This window comes from Janibacter anophelis NBRC 107843, from assembly GCF_001570945.1.
Lineage (GTDB): Bacteria > Actinomycetota > Actinomycetes > Actinomycetales > Dermatophilaceae > Janibacter > Janibacter anophelis.
On record NZ_BCSQ01000001.1, the window covers coordinates 1 to 16,491 of the forward strand.

The following is a 16,491-nucleotide window of genomic DNA, read 5'->3' on the forward strand; positions in this document are numbered from 1 at the left end:
CCAGCCGGTCCGACTCCGCGTACCGGCTCGGCCGGGTGAAGACCCACCGGTCGAAGTCGATCTCCTTGCCCACCTGGTCGCCCGTCGGCCGGGTGATGTCGACGAGCGCCGAGTAGGTCACCTCGAGCCAGCCGCTGCCGACGTCCTCGACGACGTGCAGGCGGGTGCCGTGGTTGCCGGCGAGCTCACGGGCCTCGACCTGGCGGCCGGCCGCGTGGATGAGGATCTCCTCCTCGAGGATGTCGTGCGCGTTGGACACGGCAAAGGACAGCAGCGCCTCACGGACCCCATTCGTCCCATAGGCAAACTTGGTGCCTACCCGCGCCCGAAGGGGGGTGGGCGCGGCGTCGACGATCGCGAGGTCGGTCATGGGTCCATGGGACCGCGCCGGGTGCGACCGCGTCAAAACGATGGCGGCCTCGCGCGCATTTCCCCGGGGAAATGCGCGAGTGGGCGCGCATCCGCCCGGGGAAATGCGCGGGTGGGGGCGGCGCGAGGTCAGGCGGGGGTGGGGACGGCCAGGAGGGCCGAGAGGGCGCCGAGGGCCTCGGGGTTGATCCGGTACCAGACATAGGTGCCGCGCCGCTCGCTGCTGACCAGTCCGGCCTCGCGCAGCTGCTTGAGGTGGTGCGAGATCGTGCCGAGCGACAGGTCGAAAGCCGGCGAGATGTCGCAGACGCAGACCTCGGGCTGGGCGGCGATGAGGCTCGCCATGCGCAGCCGCGCCGGGTCGCCGAGCGCCTTGAAGACCGGAGCCAACCGCGCCGCCTCGTCCGCACTCATCGGTGACTTGGTGAGGCCACCACAGCTGACGATCGGCTCGAGGGGGGTGGGCTCGCGCGGGCTCATGCCGCCATCTTGACATGCATCAAACCAGGCGTCACGCTGAACTCGCTGATTGGACCCCTGTCGAAGCACGAGAGCCGATGACCTCCCCCGCCACACCCCCTTCGCGCCTGTCCGCGCTCGACCGCTGGCTGCCCCTGTGGATCGGCCTGGCCATGGCCGCCGGCCTGCTCCTCGGCCGCCTCGTCCCCGGCCTCGGCGAGGCGCTGAGCACGGTCGAGATCGACGGCATCTCGCTGCCGATCGCCATCGGGCTGCTCGTGATGATGTACCCGGTCCTGGCCAAGGTGCGCTACGACCGGCTCGACACGGTGACGGGCGACCGGCGGCTGCTCGGCTCCTCCCTCGTGCTCAACTGGCTCGTCGGGCCCGCCCTGATGTTCGCCCTCGCGTGGCTGCTGCTGCCCGACCTGCCCGAGTACCGCACCGGCCTGATCATCGTCGGCCTCGCCCGCTGCATCGCCATGGTCATCATCTGGAACGACCTGGCCTGCGGCGACCGCGACGCCGCCGCCGTGCTCGTCGCGATCAACAGCGTCTTCCAGGTCATCGCCTTCGCCGGGCTCGGCTGGTTCTACCTGTCGGTGCTGCCCGGATGGCTGGGCCTCCAGCAGACCGCCCTCGACGTCTCGGCATGGCAGATCGCGAAGTCGGTCCTGATCTTCCTCGGCATCCCGCTGATCGCCGGGTACCTCACCCGTCGGTTCGGCGAGCGCCGGCTGGGCCGCGAGCGCTACGAGGGCAACTTCCTGCCGAGGATCGGCCCGTGGGCCCTCTACGGCCTGCTCTTCACGATCGTCATCCTCTTCGCACTCCAGGGCGAGGCCATCACCTCCCGACCCGGCGACGTCGCCCGCATCGCCCTGCCGCTCCTCGCCTACTTCGCCGTGATGTGGGGCATCGGATACCTCACCGGCCGCCTCCTCGACATGTCCTACGAGCGCACGACGACCCTCGCCTTCACCGCCGCGGGCAACAACTTCGAGCTGGCGATCGCCGTGGCCATCGCCACCTTCGGCGCGACGAGCGGCCAGGCCCTCGCCGGCGTCGTCGGTCCGCTCATCGAGGTCCCCGTCCTCGTCGGCCTGGTCTACGTCAGCCTCGCCCTCCGCACGCGCTTTACCTCCCCTTCGCCCGACCTGCAGGAGGTCCGATGACCCCGTCCGTGCTCTACGTCTGCGTGCACAACGCCGGCCGCTCGCAGATGGCCGCGGCCTGGACCCGCGTGCTGTCCGGCGGCGCCGTCGAGGTGCGCTCCGCCGGCTCCGCGCCCGCCGACTCGATCAACCCGGCCGTCCACGCGGCGATGCTCGAAGAGGGCATCGACCTGTCCGCCGAGCGGCCCAAGGTCCTGACCACCGACGCGGTGCAGGCCAGCGACGTCGTCATCACCATGGGCTGCGGGGATGCCTGCCCGATCTTCCCCGGCAAGCGCTACGAGGACTGGCAGCTCGACGACCCCGCCGGCCAGGGCGTCGAGGCCGTGCGGCCGATCCGCGACGAGATCAAGGGGCGGGTGCGGGAGCTGCTCGCCTCGCTCGGGGTGGACGTGTGACGGGTCACTGACCGGGTCTCGAGGCTCGGCCGTGGACGGCCTCGCACCTCGACCAACGGTGGGTCGCGGACCTCAGCCGGTCGGCTGCGCCAGGGCGAGGACCTCCGCGGTCGGCAGCGCCGCGAGCTCGGCCGCGTCGACGAGCAGCTTGGAGCCGCGCACGCCCGAGCCGACGACGACCTCGCCGGCGGCAACGACCGCCTCGTCGACGAGCACCGGCCACCCCTCCGGCAGCCCGACGGGGGTGATGCCGCCGTACTCCATGCCGGTGACCTCGACGGCCTCGTCCATCGGGGCGAAGGAGATATTGCGTGCGTCGACGTGCCGGCGCACGACGCCGTTGATGTCCGCCCGGTCCGTCGCGAGGACGAGGACGGCGGCGTGCCGCGTCTCCCCTCCTCTTCGGCCCGCGACGACGACGCAGTTGGCGGACGACTGCGGCGGCGACGCGTAGGCCTCGCAGAAGGCGGCGGTGTCCGCCAGCTCGGGGTCGATCTCGGCCACGCGGGCCGAGGGGACCGCCGCGATCGCGGCGGCGACGGGCGCGGCGAGCAGATCCGTGCGCTCGGCCGCCGGAGTCCAGGTCAGGGTGCCGGCTGCGGTGCTCATCCCTCGACTCTAGGCCCCGCCCGGCCTACCCTGACCGGGGACCACGAGGAGGTGGCCGATGGTGGAGTCGGGTCGGCGGCGCACGCTGGAGCGCGCCTGGGAGCACTGGCGCGAGGGCAGCGCGCCCGAGCAGGTGCGCCCCGAGATCCTCTCGTCGTGGCGCCGATCCGCGGAGCACCTGCCCGCGACCGTCGAGGCCGCTCCGCTGGCGGACGAAGGGGAGACCGCCAGCCTCTTCGCGGAGTCACCGCTGTCGGCCGCGGTCGCTCGGCTCGAGGGCGCGCTGCGCTCCGCTGCTGAGGACGGAGACCTCGTCGTCGCTGTCACCGACCCCCAGACACGGATCCTGTGGACCTATGGCGGGCGGGTCATGCGCAGCGCTGCCGAGCAGGTCAACTTCGTCGCCGGCGGCCGGTGGGACGAGGGCAGCGTCGGGACCAATGCGCTCAACCTCGCGCTGCGCACGGACTCCGTCTCAACCGTCTTCGCCGCCGAGCACTACGCCCCGATCATCCACAACTGGGTCTGCTGGGCCGCGCCCGTCCACGACCCGGTGACCGGTGCCCAGCTCGGGGTGCTCGACCTGTCGACGACGTGGGACCGCAGCCACCCCATCGGCGCCGCCACCGCCCAGGCGCTGGCGCGTCTCCTCGAGACGGCGATCCCCGCCTCGTCGATCGCCTCGACGCTGACCGTGCCAGCGCACCAGGGGCTGCACCTACGGCTGCTCGGCGCGAGCGAGGTCCACCTCGACGGGTCACGGCTGCTCCTCACCCGACGCCAGGTCGAGATCCTCGCGATCCTCGCGCTGCACCCCGACGGGCTCTCGCTCGGCGAGCTGCACGCCCACCTCTACGGCGACGAGCGGGTCTCGACGAGCACCCTGAAGTCGGAGGTCAGCCACCTGCGCTCGGCCCTCGGCGGCCGGCTCGCATCGCGCCCCTACCGACTCGACCTGCCGGTGACGAGCGATGTCGACGCCGTCCGGGCCGCCGTGCGGCGCGGCGACGCCCGGGCCGCCGTCGACGCCTACGGCGGCGACCTCGTCCCCGGGACCAGCTCGCCGCTGCTCACCGAGACGGCCGACTACCTCGCTGTCGCCGTCCGCGAGTGCCTGCTCACCGACCCCGACCCCTCGGCGGTCCTCGCCTACAGCGAGGTCGTCGCCGACACCGAGGTGCTGCAGCGGGCGCTCGACGAGCTGGGCGATGGGCGCCACCCGGCCCGGGCACCGCTCACCGCGCGGCTGGCGGCGGTGCTGCGGTAGAGCGGTAGCGTCGGGCCATGAGCGCAGCCGACCGAGCGGGCCAGCCCGCACTGCCCGAGGACCTCATCGACGTCAGCCACGTCGTCACCGCCTACTACGCGGTCCAGCCCGACCCCGACGACGTCGACCAGCAGGTCGCCTTCGGCACGAGCGGGCACCGGGGCTCCTCGCTCACCGGGTCCTTCAACGAGGCGCACATCCTCGCGACGACCCAGGCGATCGTCGACCACCGCCGCGCGGCCGGCATCGACGGCCCGCTCTTCCTCGGCCGCGACACCCACGCCCTCTCCGAGCCGGCGTGGACCACCGCCCTCGAGGTCCTCGTCGCCGGCGGCGTCACCGTCCTCGTCGACTCCCGCGACGGCTACACCCCGACCCCCGCGATCTCGCACGCGATCCTCACGGCCAACCGGGGCAAGGACCTCACGGCGAAGGGGGGTGGCCTCGCCGACGGCATCGTCGTCACCCCGTCACACAACCCCCCGAGCGACGGCGGCTTCAAGTACAACCCGCCCCACGGCGGCCCCGCCGACACCGACGTCACGAGCGCCATCGCGGACGCGGCCAATGCACACCTGCGCGATGGGCTGCGGCAGGTGCGGCGGACTCCCTTCGCCCGGGCGCGGGCCATCGCGACCGACCACGACTACCTCGACGCCTACGTCACCGACCTGCCCGATGTGGTCGACCTGCAACGGATCCGAGACGCCGGCGTGCGGATCGGTGCCGACCCGATGGGCGGCGCGGCCGTGCACTACTGGGGCAAGATCGGCGAGCGGCACGGCCTCGACCTCACCGTGGTCAATCCGCTCGTCGACCCGACGTGGCGCTTCATGACCCTCGACAAGGACGGCAGGATCCGGATGGACTGCAGTTCGCCGTCCGCGATGGCGAGCCTTGTCGCACAACGCGATCGGTACGACATCGCGACCGGCAACGACGCAGACTCCGACCGGCACGGCATCGTCACGCCCGACGCGGGGCTGATGAACCCCAACCACTACCTCGCCGTCGCGATCCAGTACCTGCACGGCGGCGCGCGTCCGGGATGGTCGAGCCGGCGCATCGGCAAGACGCTCGTGTCGAGCTCCATGATCGACCGCGTCGCGGCCGACCTCGGCATGGACCTGTGGGAGGTGCCGGTCGGCTTCAAGTGGTTCGTCCCCGGCCTGCTCGACGGCTCGGTCGGCTTCGGCGGCGAGGAGTCGGCCGGCGCCTCCTTCCTCCGCCACGACGGGTCGGTGTGGACCACTGACAAGGACGGCATCATCCTCGCGCTGCTCGCCTCCGAGATCCTCGCGACCACCGGTCGCTCTCCCAGCGAGCACTACGCCGACCTCGTCGCGCGGCACGGCGAGCCCGCCTACGCCCGCGTCGACGCGCCCGCGACCCGTGAGCAGAAGGCTGCACTCAAGGCCCTCACCCCGGCCGCTGTCTCCGCGGACTCCCTTGCAGGAGAGGCGATCACGGCCAAGGTCACCGAGGCCCCCGGCAACGGCGCGGCCATCGGTGGGCTCAAGGTCACCACCGAGTCGGCGTGGTGCGCCGCCCGCCCGTCGGGCACCGAGGACGTCTACAAGATCTACGCCGAGTCCTTCCGCGGGCCCGAGCACCTGGCGCAGGTGCAGGCGGACGCCAAGGCCATCGTGGACGCGGCACTGGGCGGCTGACGACCGACCAACCTTTGGCCAACCTTCCTCGTCCTACGGTCGGCCCAGGACGACTTCGCAACGGTGCGTCGTCGATTGACCCCAGGAGGCAGACATGGCCGTCTACAGCCCGCCCGGCAGCTCGGACTCGACCATCGAGGTCAAGGAGCAGTACGACAACTTCATCGGTGGCGAGTGGGTCGCCCCGGTGAACGGCGAGTACTTCGACAACATCACCCCGGTGATCGGTCAGGTCTTCACCCGGGTCGCCCGTAGCACCGCCGAGGACATCGACAAGGCGCTGGACGCCGCGCACGCCGCCAAGGACGCGTGGGGCCGCACGTCGACCACCGACCGCTCCAACATCCTGCTCAAGATCGCCGACACCATCGAGGCCAACCTCGAGGACATCGCGGTCATCGAGACCTGGGACAACGGCAAGGCCGTGCGCGAGACACTCGCCGCCGACATCCCGCTCGCGGTCGACCACTTCCGCTACTTCGCCGGCGCGATCCGTGCCCAGGAAGGCAGCATCTCGGAGATCGACCACAACACGATGGCCTACCACTTTCACGAGCCGCTCGGCGTCGTCGGCCAGATCATCCCGTGGAACTTCCCGATCCTCATGGGCGTGTGGAAGATTGCCCCGGCGCTGGCCGCCGGCAACTGCATCGTCCTCAAGCCGGCCGAGCAGACCCCGTGGTCGATCCTCAAGGTCGTCGAGCTCATCGCCGACCTGCTGCCCCCGGGCGTGCTCAACGTCGTCAACGGCTTCGGCGTCGAGGCCGGCAAGCCGCTCGCGTCCAGTCCCCGCATCGCCAAGATCGCCTTCACCGGCGAGACGACCACCGGCCGGCTGATCATGCAGTACGCCAGCCAGAACATCATCCCCGTCACCCTCGAGCTCGGCGGCAAGTCGCCCAACGTCTTCTTCGACGACGTCGCGGCCGAGCAGGACGCCTTCTACGACAAGGCACTCGAGGGCTTCACGATGTTCGCCCTCAACCAGGGCGAGATCTGCACCTGCCCCTCCCGCGCGCTCGTGCAGCAGGGCATGTACGAGCAGTTCGTCGGCGACGCCGTCAAGCGCGTCGAGGCGATCACGCAGGGCAACCCGCTCGACACCGAGACGACGATGGGCGCCCAGGCGAGCAACGACCAGTTCGAGAAGATCAAGAGCTACCTGGCGATCGGCCGCGAGGAGGGCGCCAAGGTGCTCACCGGTGGCGAGTCGGTCGACCTCGGCGGCGACCTGTCCGGCGGCTACTACATCGCGCCGACGGTCTTCGAGGGCAAGAACTCGATGCGGATCTTCCAGGAGGAGATCTTCGGACCGGTCGTCTCGCTGACCTCCTTCGCCGACGAGGACGAGGCACTGCACATCGCGAACGACACCCTCTACGGCCTCGGCGCCGGCGTCTGGTCGCGCAGCGCCCACACCACCTTCAACATGGGTCGCGGGATCCAGGCCGGTCGCGTGTGGACCAACTGCTACCACCAGTACCCGGCCCACGCCGCCTTCGGCGGCTACAAGCAGTCCGGCATCGGTCGCGAGAACCACAAGATGATGCTCGAGCACTACCAGCAGACGAAGAACCTGCTCGTCAGCTACGACCAGAACAAGCTCGGCTTCTTCTGATCGAGCCGGACCGAAGGGAGTCCCCCGCCATGGGTGCACGCGTCGACCTCACCGACGAGGCAGCAGCACTGCTCGCGAAGCTCGAGCAGCGCCACGGCCCGCTGATGTTCCACCAGAGCGGCGGTTGTTGCGACGGCTCGGCGCCGATGTGCTACCCGGCGGGGGACTTCATCACCAGCGAGGCCGACATCAACCTCGGCACGCTCACCGGTGAGGGCTTCACCCCCATCGAGTTCTGGATGAGCGTGTCGCAGTACGAGTACTGGAAGCACACCCACCTCACGGTCGACGTCGTCCCCGGCCGCGGCTCGGGCTTCTCGGTCGAGGCGCCCGAGGGCGTGCGCTTCCTCATCCGCTCGCGCCTGATGACAGAGGATGAGCTGCGGGAGTTCGACCTGCTGTAGCGGGCTTCGCGGCTCGCTGGCGCTCGCACCTCAGCCACCGTGGGTCGAGGTGGCCGAGCGCCAGCGAGGCCCTCGAGACCGCGCACTAGGTTTCGAGGCTCGTCGCAGAGCTCCTCACACCTCGACCACCGGTGTGGACGGGGCGGGTGAGACGGGTCGGGCCGGGGCGACCGGGCGCGACTACGGTGGGCAGGTGACCGCCCCGCTCCTCACCGCAGCCGCCGTCGACGAGGCGGCAGCCCTGCTCGCCGATGTCCTGCCGCCGACCCCGCTGCACCGCAGCGAGCGCCTGTCGGCCGCGACCGGCGCCGACGTCTGGCTCAAGCGCGAGGACCTGCAGCCGGTGCGGTCCTACAAGTTGCGAGGCGCCTTCACCCTCATCGCCCACCTCAGCGACAAGCAGCGCGCGAAGGGAGTCGTCGCCGCCTCCGCGGGCAACCACGCCCAGGGGGTCGCCTTCGCCGGCCAGCGCCTCGGCGTCAAGGCCCGGATCTACCTGCCACGCAACACTCCTCGGCAGAAGCGCGACCGCGTCGCAGCCCTCGGCGGCGACATGGTCGACGTCATCGTCACCGGTGAGGTCTACGACGACGCAGCGCGCGCAGCCGCAGCAGACGCTGCGGAGTCCGGTGCTGTCGTCGTGCCGGCCTTCGACGCCCTCGACACCATGGCCGGTCAGGGCACGGTCGCCGTCGAGATCGCCCGCCAGCTCGGCCGCACCCCCGACCTCGTCACCGTGCCCGTCGGCGGGGGCGGGCTGCTCGGCGGGATGGCGACGTGGATGGCGGCCCACTCCTCGAGCACCCGGCTCGTCGGGGTCGAGCCCGAGGACGCCGCCTCGATGGCCGCCGCCCTGGCCGCCGGGGCCCCGGTCGACCTCGAGACGGTCTCCCCCTTCGTCGACGGGGCCGCAGTGCGCCGCGCCGGTGACCTGACCCACGCGGCCGTCGCCGCCACCGGCACCGAGCTGACGTCGGTCGCCGAGGGCGCCATCTGCGTCGAGATGCTCGCGATGTACCAGACCGACGGGATCATCGCCGAGCCCGCGGGCGCCATGGCGACCACGGTCCTCGCCGACCTCGACATCACGCCCGGGTCGACCGTCGTCGCCGTCGTCTCGGGCGGCAACAACGACGTCTCCCGCTACGCCGAGATCGTCGAGCGGGCGCTCATCCACGAGGGCCGCAAGCACTACTTCCTCGTCGACTTCCCGCAGGAGCCCGGGGCGCTGCGGCGCTTCCTCGACGAAGTCCTCGGGCCGGACGACGACATCACCTTCTTCGAGTACATCAAGCGCAACAACCGCGACACGGGCACCGCGATCGTCGGCCTCGAGCTCGGCGACCCGCAGGACCTGCTGCCGCTGCTCGCGCGGATGGACACCTCGCCGCTCGGCATCGAGCGGATCCCGGCGGACAGCCCGCTCTTCCGCATCATCGGCTGACCCGCGCTGGAATACCCTCTGGGGGTATGCTGTTGACCGAGTCGACACCCCACCAGGAGGACCCATGGCCGGCTACAGCGGCAGCAAGGACGACTACCTCAAGCGACTGCGACGCGTCGAGGGCCAGATCCGTGGCATCTCGCGCATGGTCGAGGAGGACACCTACTGCATCGACATCCTCACCCAGGTCTCCGCGGCGACCAAGGCGCTGCAGGCCGTGAGCCTGGGCCTGCTCGAGGACCACGTCGGGCACTGCGTCGTCGACGCCGCACGCGAGTCTGACGAGGCAGCCGCGGCCAAGGTCCAGGAGGCCAGCGCCGCGATCGCGCGGCTCGTGCGGTCCTGACGCCACGCCCCACCGCGACCACACGCGAAGGGGGCGACGCGCCCCCTTCGCCTCCCCGAGGCCCCGCAGACCGAGCGAGATGATGCACCCATGAGCACCACGACCGACCCCCGACCCGAGACCGAGGCGGACGCGCGCAGCGTCGACCTCGCGATCACCGGCATGACGTGCGCCTCCTGCAGCGCACGCATCGAGCGCAAGCTCGGCAAGATCGACGGGGTCGAGGCGAGCGTCAACCTCGCGACGGAAAAGGCGACGGTCCGCCACCCCGACTCGGTCGCCGTCGACGACCTGATCTCCGCGGTCGAGTCCGCCGGGTACGGCGCGACCGTCATCGAGCCCGAGGCACGCCTCGCTCCCCCGAGCCACACCCCGATCGCGCGCGCCGACCTGCAGCGACGGGCGATCGTCGCCGGCGCCCTCGCGCTCGTCGTGGTCGTCATCGCGATGGGCCCGTGGGACTTCGCCGCGGGGCCGTGGCTGGAGTGGCTGCTCACGACGCCGGTCGTGCTGTGGGCTGCCTGGCCCTTCCACCGCGCCGCCGCGATCAACGCGCGCCACCTGGCCTCGACGATGGACACGCTCGTCAGCCTCGGCGTGAGCGCCGCCTACCTGTGGTCGACCGTCACCCTCTTCACCGGGGCGGGCACCGAGGGGCACTACTACTTCGAGACCGCGGCGGTCATCACCGCCTTCCTCCTCCTCGGGCGCTGGCTGGAGGCCCGCAGCAAGGACGAGGGGCGTTCCGCGCTCACCGAGCTCATGGACCTGGGGTCGAAGGGAGTGGCCGTCCAGCGCATCGACGCCCGCACCCGCGCGACGACCGAGGTCGTCCTGCCCCTCGACGAGCTGCAGGTCGGTGACCACTTCATCGTCCGCCCGGGCGAAAAGGTCGCGACCGACGGCGTCATCGTCGACGGGACCAGCTCGATCGACACCTCGCTCGTCACCGGCGAGTCCGTGCCCGTCGACGTGCGCACCGGCGACCACGTCGACGCCGGCACGGTCAACACCTCCGGGCGGCTCATCGTCGAGGCGACCGCCATCGGCGCCGACACCACCTACTCCCAGATCGTGCGCCTCGTCGAGCAGGCCCAGACGGGCAAGGCCGACGTGCAGCGGCTCGCCGACCGGGTCTCCGCGGTCTTCGTGCCCGTCGTGCTCGGGCTGGCGCTGCTGACCTTCGTCGGCTGGTGGATCGGCTCCGGGTCGGCCACGACCGCGATCGGCGTCGCTGTGACCGTCCTCATCATCGCCTGCCCGTGCGCGCTCGGCTTGGCCACGCCGATGGCGCTGCTCGTCGGCACCAGCCGCGGCGCCCAGCGCGGCGTGCTCATCAAGGGGCCGCAGGTCCTCGAGGACACCCGTCGCGTCGACACCCTCGTCCTCGACAAGACCGGCACCATCACCACCGGCGTCGCCCAGGTCACCGACCTCGCGGCCTCGCCCGGTCTCCACCCGGCGGCCGTGCTCACCGCTGCGGCGGCCGTCGAGTCGGGCAGCGAGCACCCGATCGCGCGCGCCATCGTGCGCCGCGCGCAGGACAAGGGGATCAAGGTCCCGGCGATCCGCGACTTCGAGGCCCTCCCGGGCGCCGGAGCGGTCGCGACCATCAAGGACACGCGGGTCACGGTCGGGCGAGCCGACCTCTTCGACGAGGTGCCGGCCGAGCTGGCGACACTCGAGCGCGCCGGCACGACGGTCTTCGTCGGCTGGGACGGCGTCGCGCGCGGCGCGCTGACCGTCGCCGACGAGGTGCGCGAGACCTCCGGTGATGCGATCCGGGCGCTGCGCGCCGAGGGTCTGCAGGTGTGGCTGCTCAGCGGCGACAACGAGCACAACGCGACGACGATCGCCGGGCAGGTGGGCATCGACCCCGAGCACGTCATCGCCGACGTCCGCCCACAGGACAAGCACGACGTCATCGCGCGCCTGCAGGACGAGGGCCGGGTCGTCGCCATGGTCGGTGACGGCGTCAACGACGCGGCCGCGATCGTGCGGGCCGACCTGGGCATGGCCATGGGCACCGGCACCGACGTCGCGATGGAGTCGGCCGACATCGTCCTCGTGCACGCCGACCTCGAGTCGGTGCCGCGCGCGATGGCCCTCTCCCGCGAGACCCTGCAGATCATCAAGCAAAACCTCGGCTGGGCCTTCGGCTACAACATCGCCGCGATCCCGCTCGCGATGGCCGGCCTGCTCAACCCGATGATCGCCGGTGGCGCGATGGCCCTGAGCTCGATCCTCGTCGTGCTCAACTCCCTTCGCCTGCGGCGGGCGATCGACGACTGAGGGGCTCCCCCCTTCGGCTGGATCGCCGGTGAAATCCAGGGCGCGTGTCCGGAAGCGCGCCCTGTATTTCGATCGACGGGGAGCATGACGATCGGCCCGGGCACACCCCCTGCGGGTGCCCGGGCCGATCGGGATCTGAGGCCGAGCGTCAGAGCTCGGCGTTCCACGCGTCCTTGTAGCTGAGCTTGCCGCCGGTCTGCATCAGCGCGCGGCGGTAGATCCGCTCGGCGACGAGGATGACCGCGACGGTCGCGACGGCGAGGATGCCGAGGCTGATGAGCGCCTCCCACCACTGCGCCTCGCCGGAGACCAGGCGCATCGGCTGCAGGATCGCGGAGAACGGCGGGATCCAGGCGAGCACGTCGACGATCGTGCCGCTGGCGAACATCGCGCCGAAGAACATCACCATGAGCAGCATCGTCACGGGGAAGGACGTCGACTGGATGTCCTCCTGCCGCGACGCGAGCGCCCCGGACACCGCGTACATCGCGGCGATCATCGTGAAGCCGGCGATGAAGAACACGACGAACCACGCGAGTCCCGCGGTGAGGCCGGGCAGCAGGTCACCCCAGTCGGTGAAGCTCGCGCCGACGACCGCCACCGCCGCGTAGAGGAGCAGCTGGCCGACCGCGAGCGCCACGGCCGCGATGAGCTTGCCGAAGAGCAGGTGCCGAAGGGGGATCGACGTCGCGATGATCTCGACGATGCGGGACTGCTTCTCCTCCGTCACGCTCATCGCGAGGTACATGCCGAAGATCGCGGCCGACATGTAGAAGAGGATCGCCATGCCGAAGCCGACGGCCTGGGCGATGCCCTGCTGCTCGGCGTCGCCGTCGAGGATGTCGGTGGTGACGGCCGTGCCCTGCTGCAGGGTGGCGACGTCGGTGCCGGCGCGCTCCGCGTTGGCGGCCAACACCGTGCTGCTCACCGTCTGGGTGGTGATGTCCTGCAGCGTCGAGTTGACCTCTGACTTGCCGACGAGCTGCCACCCGTCGTCGGTCTGGTGCAGCCACGCGTCGGCCGACTCGTCCATGACCGCGGCCTCGGCGGCCTGCTCGTCGGCGACGTCGAGGAGCTCGACGGTCACCTTGTCGTCGATGCCGGGTGCGGCGTCGGCAACGGCTTGCCCCATCTGCTGCGACTGGCTGGTGACGGCGACGTCGTAGGTGGCCGCCTTGTTGGCCTGCCACGCCTGGAACCCGAAGACGGCGATGAGGATGACGAGCGAGAGCAGGGTCGACCCGATGAAGGTCTTGTCCCGCAGGCGGACGGACAGCTCTCGCTGGGCGACGAGGGTCCATGCGGTGTTGGTGCTCATGCCGTCACCTCTCGGTAGACCTCGGACAGGGGCGGGATGATCGGGGACAGCTCGGTGACGCCCCCGCGGCGCAGGCCCTCGGCGAGGACTTCGCCGAGCAGCTGCTGACGCTCGGTCTCGGAGTGGGCCGCCAGGTCGAGCACGGCGACCGGGCCGTCGACGTCGATCGCGGTGACGCCGCGCAGGTCACGGACCCAACCGGCGTCGTGGGCCGCGACGAGCCGGTGCCGTCGGGGCGCTCCGCCGCGCAGCTCGGTCGGCGTACCGGTGGCTCGCACGCTGCCCTTGGCGAGGATGACGAGCTGATCGCACAGCCGGTCGACGAGGTCGAGCTGGTGGCTGGAGAAGAGGACCGGCACCCCGCGGGCGGTGTGCTCGCGCAGTAGGTCGGCCATCGAGTCGACGGCCTCGGGGTCGAGCCCGCTGAAGGGCTCGTCGAGGATGAGCGCGGCCGGCTCGATCATCAGCGCCGCGGCGATCTGCACGCGCTGCTGGTTGCCGAGGGAGAGCTGCTCGACGGTGTCACCGGTCCGCTCGCCCAGGCCGAGCCGCTCGAGCAGCGTCATGACGGACTCGCGGGCGCCCTTGGCGGACATGCCGCGCAGCTGACCGAGGTAGACCAGCTGGTCGGCGATCTTTTGCTTGGGGTACAGACCCCGCTCCTCGGGCATGTAGCCGATCGAGCGCTGGTCGGCGGCGGTGATCGGGCGGTCGCCCCAGAGCACGCGGCCCTCGGTGATCGACAGGACGCCCATGATCATGCGCATCGTCGTGGTCTTGCCGGCCCCGTTGCCCCCGACGAATCCGGTCATCTTCCCCTGCGGCACCGTGAAGTCGACGTGGTCGACGGCGGTGAAGTCACCGAACCGTCGCGTCAGCCCCTCCACGGTGATCGTCTGCGGTGCCTTGTCCATGACCCCAACGCTATGGACGCAGCCGGCCCGGCGGATCACCCCCGAGGCTGGTCCTGCCCCTCCCCCTGCGGGCGGAGAAGGCGACGCTCCTCCCCCTTCGCCCGGCTCGTGGCCGCGCATCTCCCCGGGCGGATGTGCGAAAACGCGCGCATCTCCCCGGGGAAATGCAAAGTCTTGATGTCGAAAGCCTGCAGTGCCGTCGAGCACTGCGGGCGAACGGGGTGGGCTGGGTCAGCGCCCGGCGATGCCCGCCTCGTGGGCGATGATCACCGCGCCCACCCGGTCGCGCACCTGCAGCTTGGCGAAGATGCTCGACACGTGCGTCTTGACCGTCGCCGCCCCGATGACCAGGTCGGCCGCGATCTCCGTGTTGGACCGGCCCGCGCCCATGAGACGCAGCACGTCGAGCTCGCGCTCGGTGAGCTGGGCGAGCAGGGGCGCGTGCCGCCCTTCGCCCCCGGCCGCGGCCGACCCCGGCGAGGCCATCTGCGCGATGACCCGCTGGGTGACCTCCGGCGCGAGCAGCGCGTGCCCGTGCCCGACGGCCCGCAGCGCGTCGACGAGCTGGTCGGCCTCCGCGTTCTTCAGCAGGAACCCGCTCGCCCCGGCCTGCAGCGCGTCGAAGAGGTAGTTGTCGGCGTCGAAGGTGGTCAGGATGATGACCCGCCCCAGGTCGCGCGCGACGATCTCGCGGGTCGCGGCGATGCCGTCCATGAGGGGCATCTGCACGTCCATGACGATGACGTCGGGTCGCTCCCGCTCGGCGAGGTCGATGGCCTCGCGGCCGTTGGCCGCCTCGCCCACGACCTCGATGTCCTCCTCGACGGAGAGCATCATGGCGAATCCGGAGCGGATGATCGGCTGGTCGTCGACGAGCAGCACCCGCAGCACCTGGCTCATCTCGTCTCCTCCTGCAGGGGGATGCGTGCGCGCACCCGGTAGCCGGCAAGCGGGCGCGGGCCGATCTCCACGGCACCGCCGTGCGACGAGACCCGCTCGCGGATGCCCAGCTGCCCCATGCCCGTGCCCGAGGTACCCGGCCGTGGGCGGCCGTCGTCGGTCACCTCGACCTCGGCATGGCGCGCGCCGACGCGCACCGTCACCCGGGCACGCTGCGCCGTCGAGTGCCGCACGACATTGGTCAGGGCCTCCTGCGCGGTGCGGTACAGCGAGTGGCCGACCGCCGCGGGCACCGCGTCGAGGTCGCCGGGGGCGTCCTCGACGACGTCGTGGGTCACGGCGAGCACCGCGCCGTCGCGCTCGGCGACGAGGTCGGCGACGTCCGCGAGGGTCGGCTCGGGAGCAGTGGAGTCCTCGCTCGTCGACCCCTCCCCCATCCGCAGCGTGCCGAGCAGCCCGCGCATCTGCGTCACGGCGTCCCGGCTGCCCCCTTCGATCCGGGCGAGCGCCCCCTTCGCCGCCTCGGGGTCCTTGTCGAGGACGCGCCGGGCCGCGGCCGCCTGCACCCCGATGCCGGAGACGTGGTGCGCGACGACGTCGTGCAGCTCGCGGGCGATGCGCAGCCGCTCCTCGACGACCGCCGCCTCGCGCAGCTGGCCGGCCTGCTCACGGATCGTCTCGGTCTGCTCCTGCAGCCGGAACCGCTGCCGCGCCGAGCGCCACGCCACCTGACCACCGAGGACGGCGCCACCGAAGTAGAGGATGTTGATGACGCTCAGCATGAGCGGCGCGGCGATCGTCGCCGGGATCCACGCGTCGGGGTCGACGGCGAGCACCATGTCCTTCGTCGCCTGCCCCACGGCGACGCCCCACACGAGCCAGAGGAACATCGCGAAGATGATGACGCCGTAGACCCCCGCCATCGTGCGACGGTTGCGGGCCCAGCTGACGCCGCCGAGCACGACGAGGAAGTAGGAGACCTGCGTCGACAGCAGACTCGTCATGAGCGGCTCGTAGGTGGAGATCGCCCAGTAGGCAACGCTTGCAGCGCAGACGGTGATGAGGGGAAATCGCCTGCGGGTCAGCAGGAAGAGCCCGGGGATCGCGGTGAGGAGCCACTGCTGCCACACGGGCACGTCGATCTCGACGAGGCTGCCGAGGGCGCGCATGAGCTCGAGGACGAAGAGCGAGAGCGCGACGACCGTCAGCGTGAAGAGCGCGTCGCCGCGGCTGATCGTGTCGCCGGGACGCTCCCAGTCGTCGTCGAGGGCGAAGAAGTCGCCGACGTCGGACCAGGCCATGAGGAGC

At 71.3% G+C, this 16,491-nt stretch carries 15 protein-coding genes and 1 pseudogene; 9 read left to right on the forward strand and 7 right to left on the reverse strand.

What is annotated here, in order from left to right:
* Positions 1-370: pseudogene (locus tag JAN01S_RS00005) on the reverse strand (transglutaminase-like domain-containing protein); the annotation flags it as partial.
* A gap of 128 nt (positions 371-498) precedes the next feature.
* Positions 499-849: an ArsR/SmtB family transcription factor gene (locus JAN01S_RS00010; protein WP_068311738.1), complete on the reverse strand. Its 351-nt coding sequence runs from the start codon at positions 847-849 to the stop codon at positions 499-501.
* 77 nt (positions 850-926) lie between these two features.
* On the opposite strand from JAN01S_RS00010, the gene arsB reads away from it, so the two are divergent.
* On the forward strand, positions 927-2,003 hold the full coding sequence (gene arsB, locus JAN01S_RS00015) for an ACR3 family arsenite efflux transporter (protein WP_068311740.1): 1,077 nt from the start codon (positions 927-929) through the stop codon (positions 2,001-2,003).
* Positions 2,000-2,401, forward strand: a complete 402-nt coding sequence (locus JAN01S_RS00020; RefSeq protein WP_068311743.1) for an arsenate reductase ArsC — start codon at positions 2,000-2,002, stop codon at positions 2,399-2,401. The genes arsB and JAN01S_RS00020 overlap by 4 nt, the downstream gene beginning before the upstream one ends.
* A gap of 72 nt (positions 2,402-2,473) precedes the next feature.
* Here JAN01S_RS00020 and JAN01S_RS00025 read toward each other — a convergent pair whose 3' ends face one another.
* Positions 2,474-3,010: a YbaK/EbsC family protein gene (locus JAN01S_RS00025; RefSeq protein ID WP_068311746.1), complete on the reverse strand. Its 537-nt coding sequence runs from the start codon at positions 3,008-3,010 to the stop codon at positions 2,474-2,476.
* Positions 3,011-3,068: 58 nt separating this feature from the next.
* Here JAN01S_RS00025 and JAN01S_RS00030 point away from each other — a divergent pair, with 58 nt between their 5' ends.
* From JAN01S_RS00030 to JAN01S_RS00060, 7 genes are all read left to right on the forward strand, one after another.
* Positions 3,069-4,277 carry a sigma-54-dependent transcriptional regulator family protein gene (locus tag JAN01S_RS00030; protein ID WP_068311750.1) on the forward strand — a complete coding sequence of 403 codons (1,209 nt, stop codon included), beginning with the start codon at positions 3,069-3,071 and terminating at the stop codon, positions 4,275-4,277.
* Between the two features lie 17 nt (positions 4,278-4,294).
* A complete protein-coding gene (gene pgm / locus JAN01S_RS00035) occupies positions 4,295-5,947 on the forward strand; it encodes a phosphoglucomutase (alpha-D-glucose-1,6-bisphosphate-dependent) (RefSeq protein WP_068311752.1) in 1,653 nt (550 codons plus the stop codon).
* 94 nt (positions 5,948-6,041) lie between these two features.
* Complete coding sequence (exaC, locus tag JAN01S_RS00040) at positions 6,042-7,565, forward strand: acetaldehyde dehydrogenase ExaC (RefSeq protein WP_068311755.1); 1,524 nt, start codon at positions 6,042-6,044, stop codon at positions 7,563-7,565.
* A 29-nt stretch (positions 7,566-7,594) separates the two neighbouring features.
* Positions 7,595-7,969 carry a DUF779 domain-containing protein gene (locus tag JAN01S_RS00045; RefSeq protein WP_068311758.1) on the forward strand — a complete coding sequence of 125 codons (375 nt, stop codon included), beginning with the start codon at positions 7,595-7,597 and terminating at the stop codon, positions 7,967-7,969.
* 193 nt (positions 7,970-8,162) lie between these two features.
* Positions 8,163-9,413, forward strand: coding sequence for a threonine ammonia-lyase IlvA (ilvA, locus tag JAN01S_RS00050; RefSeq protein ID WP_068312130.1), 1,251 nt, complete (start codon positions 8,163-8,165; stop codon positions 9,411-9,413).
* Positions 9,414-9,477: 64 nt separating this feature from the next.
* Positions 9,478-9,759: a metal-sensitive transcriptional regulator gene (locus JAN01S_RS00055; protein ID WP_068311761.1), complete on the forward strand. Its 282-nt coding sequence runs from the start codon at positions 9,478-9,480 to the stop codon at positions 9,757-9,759.
* A 90-nt stretch (positions 9,760-9,849) separates the two neighbouring features.
* Positions 9,850-12,051, forward strand: a complete 2,202-nt coding sequence (locus JAN01S_RS00060) for a heavy metal translocating P-type ATPase (protein ID WP_068311764.1) — start codon at positions 9,850-9,852, stop codon at positions 12,049-12,051.
* Positions 12,052-12,199: 148 nt separating this feature from the next.
* Here the strand turns inward: JAN01S_RS00060 and JAN01S_RS00065 are convergent, their stop codons facing one another.
* The 4 genes from JAN01S_RS00065 to JAN01S_RS00080 all read right to left on the reverse strand — a co-directional run bounded on the left by JAN01S_RS00065 (position 12,200) and on the right by JAN01S_RS00080 (position 16,484).
* Positions 12,200-13,369, reverse strand: a complete 1,170-nt coding sequence (locus JAN01S_RS00065; RefSeq protein ID WP_068311767.1) for an ABC transporter permease — start codon at positions 13,367-13,369, stop codon at positions 12,200-12,202.
* On the reverse strand, positions 13,366-14,283 hold the full coding sequence (locus JAN01S_RS00070) for an ABC transporter ATP-binding protein (RefSeq protein ID WP_068311771.1): 918 nt from the start codon (positions 14,281-14,283) through the stop codon (positions 13,366-13,368). The genes JAN01S_RS00065 and JAN01S_RS00070 overlap by 4 nt, the downstream gene beginning before the upstream one ends.
* 231 nt (positions 14,284-14,514) lie before the next feature.
* Complete coding sequence (locus JAN01S_RS00075) at positions 14,515-15,183, reverse strand: response regulator (RefSeq protein ID WP_068311774.1); 669 nt, start codon at positions 15,181-15,183, stop codon at positions 14,515-14,517.
* Positions 15,180-16,484 carry a sensor histidine kinase gene (locus tag JAN01S_RS00080; protein ID WP_084359875.1) on the reverse strand — a complete coding sequence of 435 codons (1,305 nt, stop codon included), beginning with the start codon at positions 16,482-16,484 and terminating at the stop codon, positions 15,180-15,182. Before JAN01S_RS00080 ends, JAN01S_RS00075 begins: the two co-directional genes overlap by 4 nt.
* Positions 16,485-16,491: the final 7 nt, after the last annotated feature.

Excerpts from the sequence above, each read along its gene's own strand:
- JAN01S_RS00010 (WP_068311738.1), bottom strand. The coding sequence starts at position 849 with ATGAGCCCGCGCGAGCCCACCCCCCTCGAGCCGATCGTCAGCTGTGGT.
- arsB (WP_068311740.1), top strand. The coding sequence starts at position 927 with ATGACCTCCCCCGCCACACCCCCTTCGCGCCTGTCCGCGCTCGACCGC.
- JAN01S_RS00020 (WP_068311743.1), top strand. The coding sequence starts at position 2,000 with ATGACCCCGTCCGTGCTCTACGTCTGCGTGCACAACGCCGGCCGCTCG.
- JAN01S_RS00025 (WP_068311746.1), bottom strand. The coding sequence starts at position 3,010 with ATGAGCACCGCAGCCGGCACCCTGACCTGGACTCCGGCGGCCGAGCGC.
- JAN01S_RS00030 (WP_068311750.1), top strand. The coding sequence starts at position 3,069 with ATGGTGGAGTCGGGTCGGCGGCGCACGCTGGAGCGCGCCTGGGAGCAC.
- pgm (WP_068311752.1), top strand. The coding sequence starts at position 4,295 with ATGAGCGCAGCCGACCGAGCGGGCCAGCCCGCACTGCCCGAGGACCTC.
- exaC (WP_068311755.1), top strand. The coding sequence starts at position 6,042 with ATGGCCGTCTACAGCCCGCCCGGCAGCTCGGACTCGACCATCGAGGTC.
- JAN01S_RS00045 (WP_068311758.1), top strand. The coding sequence starts at position 7,595 with ATGGGTGCACGCGTCGACCTCACCGACGAGGCAGCAGCACTGCTCGCG.
- JAN01S_RS00055 (WP_068311761.1), top strand. The coding sequence starts at position 9,478 with ATGGCCGGCTACAGCGGCAGCAAGGACGACTACCTCAAGCGACTGCGA.
- JAN01S_RS00060 (WP_068311764.1), top strand. The coding sequence starts at position 9,850 with ATGAGCACCACGACCGACCCCCGACCCGAGACCGAGGCGGACGCGCGC.
- JAN01S_RS00065 (WP_068311767.1), bottom strand. The coding sequence starts at position 13,369 with ATGAGCACCAACACCGCATGGACCCTCGTCGCCCAGCGAGAGCTGTCC.
- JAN01S_RS00070 (WP_068311771.1), bottom strand. The coding sequence starts at position 14,283 with ATGGACAAGGCACCGCAGACGATCACCGTGGAGGGGCTGACGCGACGG.
- JAN01S_RS00075 (WP_068311774.1), bottom strand. The coding sequence starts at position 15,183 with ATGAGCCAGGTGCTGCGGGTGCTGCTCGTCGACGACCAGCCGATCATC.
- JAN01S_RS00080 (WP_084359875.1), bottom strand. The coding sequence starts at position 16,484 with ATGGCCTGGTCCGACGTCGGCGACTTCTTCGCCCTCGACGACGACTGG.